This window comes from Cupriavidus sp., from assembly GCF_057315035.1.
Map to the genome: position 1 here is coordinate 23,603 of NZ_DBHKYV010000063.1, position 11,204 is coordinate 34,806.

General features: G+C 63.6%; 11 protein-coding genes. 10 read left to right on the forward strand and 1 reads right to left on the reverse strand.

Going from position 1 to position 11,204, the window contains the following annotated elements:
- The first annotated feature begins 24 nt into the window (after positions 1–24).
- The 6 genes from ACO550_RS37820 (at position 25) to ACO550_RS37845 (ending at position 6,252) form a co-directional block, all read left to right on the forward strand.
- Positions 25–1,770: a fumarate reductase/succinate dehydrogenase flavoprotein subunit gene (locus ACO550_RS37820; RefSeq protein WP_315596008.1), complete on the forward strand. Its 1,746-nt coding sequence runs from the start codon at positions 25–27 to the stop codon at positions 1,768–1,770.
- A gap of 11 nt (positions 1,771–1,781) precedes the next feature.
- Positions 1,782–2,027: a 4Fe-4S dicluster domain-containing protein gene (locus ACO550_RS37825; RefSeq protein WP_315596009.1), complete on the forward strand. Its 246-nt coding sequence runs from the start codon at positions 1,782–1,784 to the stop codon at positions 2,025–2,027.
- A gap of 170 nt (positions 2,028–2,197) precedes the next feature.
- Positions 2,198–3,571 (forward strand): ABC transporter substrate-binding protein, encoded by a 1,374-nt coding sequence (locus ACO550_RS37830; RefSeq protein WP_315596057.1) that lies wholly within the window; start codon positions 2,198–2,200, stop codon positions 3,569–3,571.
- A gap of 9 nt (positions 3,572–3,580) precedes the next feature.
- Positions 3,581–4,408 carry an ABC transporter permease subunit gene (locus tag ACO550_RS37835; protein WP_315596010.1) on the forward strand — a complete coding sequence of 276 codons (828 nt, stop codon included), beginning with the start codon at positions 3,581–3,583 and terminating at the stop codon, positions 4,406–4,408.
- Positions 4,405–5,274 (forward strand): ATP-binding cassette domain-containing protein, encoded by an 870-nt coding sequence (locus ACO550_RS37840; protein WP_315596011.1) that lies wholly within the window; start codon positions 4,405–4,407, stop codon positions 5,272–5,274. The genes ACO550_RS37835 and ACO550_RS37840 overlap by 4 nt, the downstream gene beginning before the upstream one ends.
- A gap of 6 nt (positions 5,275–5,280) precedes the next feature.
- Positions 5,281–6,252: a HEAT repeat domain-containing protein gene (locus ACO550_RS37845; RefSeq protein WP_315596012.1), complete on the forward strand. Its 972-nt coding sequence runs from the start codon at positions 5,281–5,283 to the stop codon at positions 6,250–6,252.
- A 51-nt stretch (positions 6,253–6,303) separates the two neighbouring features.
- Here ACO550_RS37845 and ACO550_RS37850 read toward each other — a convergent pair whose 3' ends face one another.
- Entirely contained in the window at positions 6,304–7,071 is a 768-nt protein-coding gene (locus ACO550_RS37850; RefSeq protein ID WP_315596013.1) for an IclR family transcriptional regulator domain-containing protein, read from the reverse strand.
- A gap of 228 nt (positions 7,072–7,299) precedes the next feature.
- Between ACO550_RS37850 and ACO550_RS37855 the strand changes: the two genes are divergently transcribed.
- Genes ACO550_RS37855 through ACO550_RS37870 form a run of 4 tightly spaced genes read left to right on the forward strand, consistent with a single transcriptional unit; the run spans position 7,300 to position 11,003 of the window.
- Positions 7,300–7,998, forward strand: a complete 699-nt coding sequence (locus ACO550_RS37855; protein WP_315596014.1) for an RraA family protein — start codon at positions 7,300–7,302, stop codon at positions 7,996–7,998.
- Positions 7,995–8,924, forward strand: coding sequence for an NAD(P)-dependent oxidoreductase (locus ACO550_RS37860; protein WP_315596015.1), 930 nt, complete (start codon positions 7,995–7,997; stop codon positions 8,922–8,924). The genes ACO550_RS37855 and ACO550_RS37860 overlap by 4 nt, the downstream gene beginning before the upstream one ends.
- A gap of 9 nt (positions 8,925–8,933) precedes the next feature.
- A complete protein-coding gene (locus ACO550_RS37865) occupies positions 8,934–10,007 on the forward strand; it encodes a cyclase family protein (protein WP_315596016.1) in 1,074 nt (357 codons plus the stop codon).
- 30 nt (positions 10,008–10,037) lie between these two features.
- Positions 10,038–11,003 carry a tripartite tricarboxylate transporter substrate-binding protein gene (locus tag ACO550_RS37870; protein ID WP_315596017.1) on the forward strand — a complete coding sequence of 322 codons (966 nt, stop codon included), beginning with the start codon at positions 10,038–10,040 and terminating at the stop codon, positions 11,001–11,003.
- Positions 11,004–11,204 lie beyond the last annotated feature (201 nt).

Consider the following 11,204-nt stretch of genomic DNA (forward strand, 5'->3'; position numbering starts at 1 on the left):
CAACAACCGGCTCCCCACAGGACCATGCAGACACACGAACTCGAATACGACATCGTGGTGGTAGGCGGCGGCACCGCCGGGCCAATGGCCGCCATCAAGGCGAAACAACGCAACCCCAACCTGCGCGTACTGCTGCTGGACAAGGCACACGTGAAACGCAGCGGCGCGATCTCGATGGGCATGGATGGCCTCAACAATGCCGTCATTCCCGGCCACGCCACGCCGGAGCAATACACGCGCGAAATCACCGTCGCCAATGACGGCATCGTGAACCAGGCCACGGTGCTCGCGTATGCCCGTCATAGCTATCGCACCATCGAAGAACTGGACCGTTGGGGCGTGCGCTTCGAGCGTGACGAAACCGGCGACTATGCGGTGCGCAAGGTCCACCATATGGGTGCCTATGTACTGCCGATGCCCGAAGGCCACGACGTCAAGAAGGTTCTGTACCGACAACTGAAGCGCGCGCGCATCGACATCACCAACCGCATCGTCACCACCCGGGTGCTGACCGGCCCCAATGGCGAAGCGGCCGGCGTGATGGGTTTCGATTGCCGGACCGCGGATTTCCACGTGATTCGCGCCAAGGCGGTGATCCTGTGCTGTGGTGCCGCCGGCCGGCTCGGCCTGCCTGCTTCCGGCTACCTGATGGGCACCTACGAGAACCCGACCAATGCGGGCGATGGGTATGCCATGGCGTATCACGCTGGTGCCGAACTGGCCAACCTGGAATGTTTCCAGATCAATCCGCTGATCAAGGACTACAACGGGCCGGCCTGCGCCTATGTCACGGGGCCGATGGGCGGCTTTACCGCCAACGGCCGCGGTGAGCGCTTTATCGAATGCGATTACTGGAGCGGCCAGATGATGTGGGAGTTCTACCAGGAACTCCAGAGCGGCAATGGCCCGGTATTCCTGAAGCTCGATCATCTGGCGGAGGAAACCATCCAGGCCATCGAGACGATCCTGCATACGAACGAGCGGCCCAGCCGCGGCCGCTTCCATGCCCGGCGCGGCAACGACTACCGCTCGCGCATGATCGAGATGCATATCTCCGAGATAGGCTTGTGCAGCGGGCACAGCGCATCCGGCGTCTGGGTAAACGAACATGCTGCCACCTCCGTGGCAGGGCTCTATGCGGCCGGCGACATGGCTGCCGTGCCGCACAACTACATGCTTGGCGCGTTTACCTATGGCTGGTTCGCTGGCGAAAGCGCAGCCACGCGGGCTGGCGAGATCGCCCTGCCCGCCATCGATGCCGCGCAGGTAGACGCCGAGCGCACGCGTGTGTTCGCGCCGTTGAAACGCGCCCATGGCCTGCCGCCCGCACAGGTGGAGTACAAGCTGCGACGCTTCGTCAACGATTACCTGCAGCCGCCGAAGGTGACGCGGCGCATGGAAATCGGTCTGCAGCGCTTTGCAGAGATCCGCGAAGACATCGACCAGCTTGCCGCAGCGGATGCGCATGAACTGATGCGGGCCGCCGAGGTGAGCGCAATCCTGGACTGCGCCGAGATGGCCGCACGTGCATCGCTGTTTCGTACGGAAAGCCGCTGGGGCCTTTACCACTACCGCGTGGACCACCCCGAGCGCAATGACGCCGAATGGTTCTGCCACGCCCACCTGCGCAAGGATCAGAACGGTGCCATGACGTCTTTCAAGAAGCCCGTCGAACCGTATGTCGTGCCGCTCGCCGGCCTCGATCGCGACGCCTACGCGCGGCTGCGCGTAAACCCCGCTACGCCAGTCCCTCAGGCCGAAGCCGCTTAGGAGACCACAACATGGCCCTCGTACCCCGCGACGCGCATGCGCGATCCAGCGTTCCCGTCACGATCGACGAAGACAAGTGCATTGCCGACAAGGGCTGCACGGTCTGCATCGACGTCTGCCCGATGGACCTGCTCGCCATCGACCCCGCCACCGGCAAGGCCTTCATGAAGTTCGACGAATGCTGGTACTGCATGCCGTGCGAGCGCGACTGCCCCACCGGCGCCGTGCACGTCGACATACCGTATCTGCTGCGCTGAAGACATACAGCACACGCACCGCGAACCACCAAAAACGAACCACCAAACACGACAAGCGCAATCCCGAAATGCCCCCGCCTCTCTTGCAAGCAAAGAAGGAAAGCCCGATGAATAAAACGCTGTTGTGCGCCCTGTCCACCCTATCCGTCGTCTCTGCGGTCTCCGTTGCCATGCTCGGGTCCGGAAACGCGCAAGCGGAAACCATCCGCGTAGCCATCGGCACGCAGGACACCACGATCAACACAGCTACAGGCGGGTCGCTGATCCGTGAACTGAAGCTGCTCGACAAGTACCTGCCGCGCGACGGCAAGTACAAGGATGTGGTCTACGACGTCCAGTGGAAGAACTTCACGAGTGGCGCACCGATCACCAACGAAATGGTCGCCGGCAAGCTCGACTTCGGCTCCATGGCCGACTTCCCGGGCGTGCTCAACGGCGTTGCAAACCGCAAGGCAGGCAAGGCCAGCGTCTTTATCAGCGTGCTGTCGGGCAGCACCACGGGTAGCGGCAATGGCATCGTGGTTCCGCTGAACTCGCCAGTGCAGTCGCTGGCTGAACTCAAGGGCAAGACGATCACGGTGCCTTACGCATCCACGTCGCACGGCATGCTGCTGCGCGCGATAGCCGCGCAAGGCTGGGACCCGGAACGCGACGTGAACATCGTCACCCAGGCCCCCGAAGTGGCCGGCCCCGCGCTACAGGCAGGCAAGGTCGAGGCCCATGCGGATTTCGTGCCGTTTGCCGAGCTGTTCCCCTATCGGGGCTTTGCGCGCAAGATCTATGATGGCTCCCAGGCCAAGGCGCCGACCCTGCACGGCACCCTCGTGGAAAAAGACTACGCCCAGAAGTACCCCGAAATCGTGGTCGCTTACCTGCGGGCCGTGATCGAGGCCAATCGCCTGGTGTCGGCCGAGCCGGAAAAATACAGTGAGCTGATCGCCAAGACCACCGGCATCGAGCCCGAGGTCAACTATCTGTTCCACGGTCCGCTTGGCTTGCAGACGCGCGACCTGACCTGGAAGCCCGAATACCGGCAGGCCGTGCAGACGTCGTTCGACACGCTCAAGCTCCTCAAACGCGCCGACGGCGATCTGGACGCCGCGCAGTTTATCGACGACCGCTACGTCCGCGCAGCCTTCCAGGCCGAAAAGCTCGACTACGAGGCCGCCCTGCGCAACTACGCGCAACTGCCGCTCAAGGCCAGCGACGCGGCAACCGGCAAGCCAATTACTGACTTTCAACGCGTGGCGCAGGTGTGGGTGCGCGGCGAGGCGCGCGTGAGGCACTACGCCTCGCCGGAAGCCGCGCTGCAGGCACTCGCCACGCTGCAACGCGACGGGAAGGAAGTGCGTGCGTTCTATGCGCAGGATCGCGAATCGGGCATCAAGCTGCTCGGCAACCAGGCCTGGTTCGCACGCGACAAGGACGGCAAGCTCAATGCATTCCTGCTCAAGGCGCGGGCCCAGGAATGGGCCGCTCAGCGCGGCGGCGAAGTGCTCGACTTCGCTAGCGCGCAAAAGCCGGCAGCGCTGGCCGTGCGATAAGGAGCCGCCATGTCGACGATCGCATTGTCCAAAGCGCCGGCTACAACAGGATCGTGGGTGCGTCATCCGGGCCGGCTTGCCGTACGCGCGGCATCGCTGGCGCTAAGCCTGCTGCTGTGGCACCTGGCCACTACCCACAAGCTCGACCTGCGCGTGATCACGTTCCAGAACGTGCCGACCCCGGCGGAAACACTGGCTGCGGGTTGGGCGCTGCTGCATTCGCCCAAACTGATCCAGCACCTGGCCAGCAGTTTGGCGCGCGTTGGCTACGGCTATGCGGTTGCCGGCATTCTGGCCGTGGTGCTCGGGTTGCTGATCGGCCGATCCCAATGGGTGCGGCTGGGGTTGCTGACGCCTCTCGAAGTACTGCGGCCGATCCCGGCCGTAGCGTGGATTCCGCTCGCAATCCTGATGTTTCCGTCGTCCGAGGTATCGATGATCTTCATCACGTTTACCGGCGCCTTTTTCCCGATCCTGCTCGGCGCCATCCATGGCGCGGAATCGGTGGACGCTCGTCTGGTTGCATCGGCACGGAGCCTTGGCGCGGGGCCGGTGCAGGTCCTCCGTGAAGTGGTGCTGCCCGGTGCCGCCCCGGCCATCGTGACCGGCCTTGCAATTGGCATGGGCACCTCGTGGTTCTGCCTGGTCACGGCGGAAATGATCTCGGGCCAGTTTGGCATCGGCTATTACACGTGGGAGTCCTACACCGTACAGCGCTATCCGGACATCATCGTCGGCATGCTGCTGATCGGCCTGCTGGGCATGGGCAGCAGCGCGCTGATCCAGTACGCGGGCCGCCGCGCCACGCCGTGGCTGGCCAGCGGGAGCATCAAATGAGCCATGCCGGTAACCGCTTGTCCGCAGGTCGCGTCGACCTGCAGTCGCTGACCATCGTGCTCGGCCGGGGCGCGCAGCGTTTCACGGCGGTGCGCGAATTCAGCACGGTGATCGAACCGGGCGAGTTCGTCTGCATCCTTGGGCCGTCAGGTTGCGGCAAGTCGACGCTGCTTGGCGTGCTGGCCGGCCACATCGTGCCAGCCGCAGGCCATGCACTGCTCGATGGCCATCGCATTGACGGCCCCAACCCCGACCGGGGCATCGTGTTTCAGCACCACACGTTATTTCCATGGCGCAAGACCATCGATAACGTCGCCTTCGGCCTCAAGATGCGGGGCGTCCGCAAGACCGAGCGGCGGCGACTTGGCCAGGCATTCCTGGAGCGCGTAGGCCTGGCCGCGTTTGCGGACCGCTATCCGTCGCAGTTGTCCGGAGGCATGCAGCAGCGTGCCGAAATTGCCCGCGCCATGATCAATGGCCCGCGGATCCTGCTGATGGACGAGCCATTCGGCGCGCTCGATGCCCAAACGCGCGCCATGATGCAGGCACTGCTGCTCGATGTATGGAGCGAACAGCGGCCCACCGTGGTGTTCGTGACGCACGATATCGACGAAGCGCTGTTCCTGGCCGACCGCATCCTCGTGATGAGCCCCGGCCCCGGCACACTGATCGAAGACCTGCGCGTACCGTTCTCACGCCCGCGCGTGCGCGGCGAACAGCAGGACCTGACGACCCAGCCCGACTTTATCGAGATCAAGCGGCATCTGCTGGCACTGCTGCGGCATCAGGAACCCGCCTTGCCGGCACCGCGCCTGAGCCCACTGGGCGACCCGCGTGCCGCGTCGTCTTCCATCTCTTCAGCCTGACCGTTCATGACTGCATCCTTCCTGTTATCCCACGCATTGCCTGACGATGTCCGCCTGCAATCGCCCGATGCCACCGTCCGTCGGCTGGCCCTGATCGACGCCGCGGAAAGCGAGGACGACGCCAGTGTGCCGCTGCTGATCCACGCCCTGCGCCATGACACCGATGCGGGTGTGCGCGGCACCGCTGCGGAAGCGCTCGGTGCATGGGAATTACCGGACGCAGTCGATGCCTTGTGTGATGGCCTGCATGATGGCGACACATCAGTGCGGAGCGCCGCCGCCGACAGCCTGGCCGGCTTGAAACAGGCGGATCTCGGTCTCAGACTCCTGGCCCGTCTTGACGACCCCGACACCGATGTCCGCACGGCCCTGCTGCGCGCGCTGCGCGAACTGCGCCTGCCGCAGAGTGCGGCGCCCGCGCAACAGCAACTCACACATGCCTCGGCCGCCGTGCGTCGTGAAGCGGTTGGTGTACTGGGATGGCTGCGCCACGCGCCCGCGCTGCCCGGCCTTGCGGCCCTGGCCCAGCGCGATCCCGAACCCGAAGTCAGGCGCGCGGCGGTAGGCGCGCTGGCCTTTGCCGCAGATGACAGTGTGCTGCCCACACTGGCCGACGCGCTGCTCGACACCGATTGGCAGGTTCGCGAAGAAGCTGCCGCCACGCTCGGCAAACTGCGCCTGATTGCCGCCCGCATCGCCCTCGAAGCCGCACTGGATGACACCTACTGGCAGGTTGCCTTGCAGGCAGCTCGGGCCCTGGGCCGGCTGGGCCAATCTCAAAGCGCCCATGCGGTAGCGACGCTACTGACATATCCGATCAGCAATGTACGCAAGGAAGCGGCACTGGCCTTGGGTGAAATCGGCACGCCGGCGGACCTGACCGTACTGGAAGCCTCGCTCCAGGACGATGATCCCGAGGTCCGCAAGGCAGCGCGTATTGCGATCGCACAGATCGGGCAGCGCTTGAAAGGGTCGTGACCAGCTCCCCTCTCCCGCGCGCGGGAGAGGGGAGACCACCAGGCTGCCAGTTCACGGATGCCAGGTCGCCGGCCTAACGCTTTGGTCGCGGGAGCCGGAAATGGCGTAGGACACTTCCCTGCCCGCTGCCAGCATCAAGTCCACATACTCCGCCAACTTCTTTCTCGTCAGCCTGCTGATGGGCCCCGAGATGCAAAGGGCCCCCGCCAGGGTCCAATTGATGCCGAACACCGGCACAGCCAGGCTTGAGACTTCCGGCTCGCGCTCGCCCATTGAAATGAAATAACCATCCTTGCGGATGGACTCGTATGGTTCGCCGCCCTCGCCTGCAAACGCGCGCAACACCCTGCCCGGCGCTCCGATAAGGGGAAGTCGCTCGCCTACGCGCACATGGTGCCGCACCGCGCCCGGTCCTTCCACGCGCACCAGGCAGGCCCGCGTGTCGCCCTCCCGAACGTAAAACGCCGCGCTTTCGCGCGTTTCGTAACTGACTCGCCGAAGCACGGGTTCCACGGTTTCGTTCACGCGGAACGCCGCCTGATAGCGCGCACCCAGCCATCCGGCGGCCGCGCCGAGCCGCCATTGGCCATCTTCGCGTTGCACCAGGTACTCGCTTTGCGCCAGCGTTCGCGCGGTGCGCAGCACGGTGGATTTGCCCATGCCCACTCGGCGGCTTAACTCCGACAAGGTCAGCGAAGTGTCATCGGCAGAGAAAGCCTCAAGAATCTGCAGCGCACGGGTCACCGCAATAATTGTGTCTTTATCGGCGCTTTCCGGCGCCGAAACAAGCCCTTGTTCAGGCCGAGCATTCCGTTTCATGGCACATGTTCCGCTAAGGACAACGCGATTGTAGCCTACGCAACGGCGATCTATAGTCGAGGCACAAAAACAAGGCTTCGATTGGAGACACCCCTTGAAGATCTCGACCATCGACTGACGCATCGGCATTCCGCCAGGCCACATCTCATCTACGCATTTCCACATTCCGTCAGCTGGCCAGCCAGTTGCGCGGCGGGATTCATTCGCCCATTTTTTCCAGGAGCAAGCATGTCGACGACCCAACAACTGCCTGATGTCATCCGTGATTTCGAACGCGTTTCGCCCGACGTCGTCAAGCAGGCATCTGAATTCGCGTCTTCCATCTTCGCAGACGTAGCCGGTCGTCGCGGCGGCCTGCACGGACGGATTGCGCCGCTGAGCCCGAAGAGCAGATTCTGTGGCCCGGCTGTCACGGTCGAAGTTCGCCCTGGCGATAACCTCATGATCCACGCCGCCATGGCGCTGGCGCAACCGGGCGACGTGATCCTCGTCGACGGCAAAGGCGATCAAAGCAGCGCGCTGATGGGTGCCATCATGGTCAACCAGTGCATTGCACTCGGTGTTGCCGCGGTCGTCCTGGATGCCGCCGCACGTGACGCCGAGGAAATCATCGAGACTGGTTTCCCGATGTACTCGGTGGGACTGAATCCCAATGGGCCCACGAAATTCGTACCCGGTCGCGTGAATCATCCGATTCAATGTGGCGGCGTTACCGTGCGTCCCGGAGACCTGGTAATTGGCGATGCGGACGGCGTGGTCGTCATCGAACGTGAGAAGGCTCCAGCCCTGATTGAAGAGGCAGCCAGGAAGGTGAAGGCGGAGCGCAAGCGCATCGATGGCATCAAATCTGGCGAAGCACTGCGGCCTTCGTGGCTCGACGATGCCCTGCGCGCCGCCGGGGTCCTGAAGGCCGGGGAATCGTTGTGAGTACGTCGGCCAAGCCTGTAGTCGTGGTAACCGCGGCGAACATTGCGCCGCAGGCAGTAGCACTATTGTCCGACTTCGAACTGGTCTATGCCGGCAAGGCTGCGACCGAAGAAGAGACCGCGGAGTTGTGTCGCCGTCATGCGCCTGTCGCGATCATCGTCCGCACCAGCAAAGTGGGCGCCATGGCGCTCGATGCAGCGCCGTCGATACGCGTCCTGTCGAAGCACGGCAGCGGCATCGACAACATCGACCAGGACGCCGCCAGGAATCGTGGCGTCAAGGTGGTGGCTGCGGCCGGCGCCAATGCGGCGGCGGTAGCCGAGCAAGCGCTGGCGCTGATGCTGGCCTGTGCGAAATCGGTGGTGAAACTGGACCAGCGCACTCGCACCGGCCATTGGGACAAAGCGACGCACCAGAGCCTCGAACTGACGGGCCGTACGCTCGGCCTCGTCGGTCTGGGCGCAATTGGCCGACGCTTCGCGAGGATGGCAAGTGCCATGGACATGAAAGTCATTGGACACGACCCTTATGCCACCGATCTGCCCGCGAACATCGAGCCCGTCAGCCTCGATTCGATCTGGCGCGAGTCTGACGTCATTTCGTTTCACTGTCCGCTGACCACCGAGAATCGCGGCCTTCTCAATGCCGACGCTCTCGCGCAATGCAAGGATGGCGTGATCGTCGTCAACACCGCGCGTGGCGGCCTGATTGACGAAAACGCACTTCTGGCCGCGGTTGAAAACGGCAAGGTGGCTGCGGCCGGACTTGATTCGCTGCTGCAAGAGCCACCGCCTGCCGATCATCCGTTCTTCAGCAATGGCAAGTTCACCATCAGCCCGCATATCGGCGGCGTAACCAGCGATGCCTTCGTGAACATGGGCATTGCCGCCGCAACCAACGTGCTTGCGGTACTCACCAGTCAGTAAGGAGTCGACATGAGCGAACCATCCCGGCGTCGGTGGCAGCAAAAGCCGGCCGGCAGCAATTGGGGCGAGTTTGGACCGGACGACCAGCGCGGGCGCATGAATCTGGTGGACCGCGCCAAGGTTTTGCAAGGCGTCGCGGAAGTACGCGAAGGCATGACGTTTTGCCTTTCCCTCCCACTGGATTACCCCGGTGGCCAGACCATGAACGTTCGTCGGCAACCACCACGGCGCTTCGCAGTGCTGCGCGATGGAAAGAGCGCGGGTCAACAGGGTTTCTGCTGGTCGTACTGCTCCGAGGATCCGGATCTGACAGACGTGGTCAATGATGACGTCGTCCTCATGAGCCTGCAGTACTCCACGCAATGGGACAGCCTGGCGCACGTAGGCAGTCATTTCGACGCCGACGGTGACGGCAGCGACGAAGCCGTCTTCTACAACGGCTTTCGGGCTGGCGAGGACATCAGGGCTGGCGTGGAGACCCAGGCATCCGAGGCGTGGGCCCGGTATGAGAATCCGGAAGCTGGCGCCTTGAGTATCGCCGTCCTCGCTGAGCACGGTGCCCAGGGTCGCGGCGTCATGATCGACATCGAGCGGCACATCGGCCGCAAGCGGCACGCGGTCGGCTACGAAGAACTCATGCGCATTCTGGACGTCGACAACGTATCCGTCGAGCCGGGTGACATGGTTTGCCTCCATACGGGATTCGCCGACACGTTGTTGTCGATGAACAAATCACCTGACCTCAAGCTACTTCACGAATCGGGCACCGGACTGGATGGCCACGACGCGAAGCTGCTCAACTGGATTACCGACTCGCGTCTGGCCTGCTTGCTGGCAGACAACCCCGCCGTGGAGCTGGTCGTGCCGAAGCCGCTGACGCCCTCCCCGATTCGCGGACCGCGACTGCCGCTGCACGAGCATTGCCTGTTCAAGAATGGCATCCACCTTGGCGAGCTTTGGCACCTGACGCCCTTGGCATATTGGCTGCGCGAGAACAACCGTAGCCGCTTCCTGCTGACCGCGCCTCCATTGCGACTGCCAGGCGCAGTGGGTTCGCCGGCAACGCCAATCGCCACGGTCTAGCACACAACTACAACTTTCTGGAGACAACCCATGTTCAAACCCATTACCGGCGCCATCGCCGGCCTGATGATGCTCTGCGCCGCCACGTGTGCCAGCGCCGCCTATCCCGATCATCCAATCCGCCTGGTCGTGCCATATCCCGCAGGCGGGGCTGCCGACACGGTTGCCCGCATCGTCGCTGCCCCTCTGGGTACCAAGCTGGGGCAGACGATCGTGGTAGACAATCGCCCCGGCGCGAGCGGTGTGATCGGTGCTGGCGCGGTCGCGAAAGCCGCCCCGGACGGCTATACGTTGTTGCTGGATGCTACGGCGCATTCGGTCAACCCGAGCTTGCAACCCAGGCTTCCCTACGATACCGCGAAGGACTTTGCGCCGATCTCACTGGTGGTATTGGTGCCGAACCTGCTGGTGGTCCCGCCAGACTCACCGTTCAACTCGCCCAAGGACATCGTGGCGCGCGCCAAGGCCACGCCTGGCAAGCTGACCTATGCGTCCGCAGGCTCCGGCACCGCCCAGCACCTGGCCGCAGAGTTGTTCCGTCAGCAGTCTGGCCTGAACATGCTGCACGTTCCCTATAAGGGCGGCGCACCGGCGCTAAGCGATTTGATGGGCGGCCAGGTGGACATGATGTTCAGCAACATGGCCGCTTCCTATCCCCTCGTTACCGGCAAGAAGTTGAAGGTACTGGCAACCACGGGCACGAAACGGTCTGCCGCCTTGCCAAATGTTCCCACCATCGCGGAATCCGGGCTTCCCGGCTATCAGGTGTATGAGTGGAATGGCCTGTTTGCCCCTGCTGGAACACCAGCAGGGGTCATCGAGAAGATCAACAAGGCCACGCTCGAGATCCTGGCTCAACCCGCAATCAAGGAGCGTCTTGCGGCAATCGGCGCCGAAGCTTCCGGCACGAAGCCCGAAGAGTTCCGAAAGTTTCTCGACGCCGAGAGCGCAAAATGGGCAACGGTCATCAAGCAGGGAAACATCCGTCCCGAGTGAGCTTCGATGATTCCGAGGTCCGCCGCGCGTATTGCGATCGCACAGATCGGGCAGCGCGTGAAAGGGTCGTGACCAGCTCCCCTCTCCCGCGCGCGGGAGAGGGGTTGGGGGAGAGGGCATGAGGTTCTGCTTGCCGCTGATCGCATTTTGAACCGCCAGCCCTCTCCCCCGCCCCTCTCCCGCCGTGCGGGAGAGGGGAGA

Bases quoted from the DNA above. Each gene is read 5' to 3' on its own strand.
- ACO550_RS37865 (WP_315596016.1), top strand. From the start codon at position 8,934: ATGAGCGAACCATCCCGGCGTCGGTGGCAGCAAAAGCCGGCCGGCAGC.
- ACO550_RS37845 (WP_315596012.1), top strand. From the start codon at position 5,281: ATGACTGCATCCTTCCTGTTATCCCACGCATTGCCTGACGATGTCCGC.
- ACO550_RS37855 (WP_315596014.1), top strand. From the start codon at position 7,300: ATGTCGACGACCCAACAACTGCCTGATGTCATCCGTGATTTCGAACGC.
- ACO550_RS37820 (WP_315596008.1), top strand. From the start codon at position 25: ATGCAGACACACGAACTCGAATACGACATCGTGGTGGTAGGCGGCGGC.
- ACO550_RS37850 (WP_315596013.1), bottom strand. From the start codon at position 7,071: ATGAAACGGAATGCTCGGCCTGAACAAGGGCTTGTTTCGGCGCCGGAA.
- ACO550_RS37825 (WP_315596009.1), top strand. From the start codon at position 1,782: ATGGCCCTCGTACCCCGCGACGCGCATGCGCGATCCAGCGTTCCCGTC.
- ACO550_RS37870 (WP_315596017.1), top strand. From the start codon at position 10,038: ATGTTCAAACCCATTACCGGCGCCATCGCCGGCCTGATGATGCTCTGC.
- ACO550_RS37835 (WP_315596010.1), top strand. From the start codon at position 3,581: ATGTCGACGATCGCATTGTCCAAAGCGCCGGCTACAACAGGATCGTGG.
- ACO550_RS37840 (WP_315596011.1), top strand. From the start codon at position 4,405: ATGAGCCATGCCGGTAACCGCTTGTCCGCAGGTCGCGTCGACCTGCAG.
- ACO550_RS37830 (WP_315596057.1), top strand. From the start codon at position 2,198: ATGCTCGGGTCCGGAAACGCGCAAGCGGAAACCATCCGCGTAGCCATC.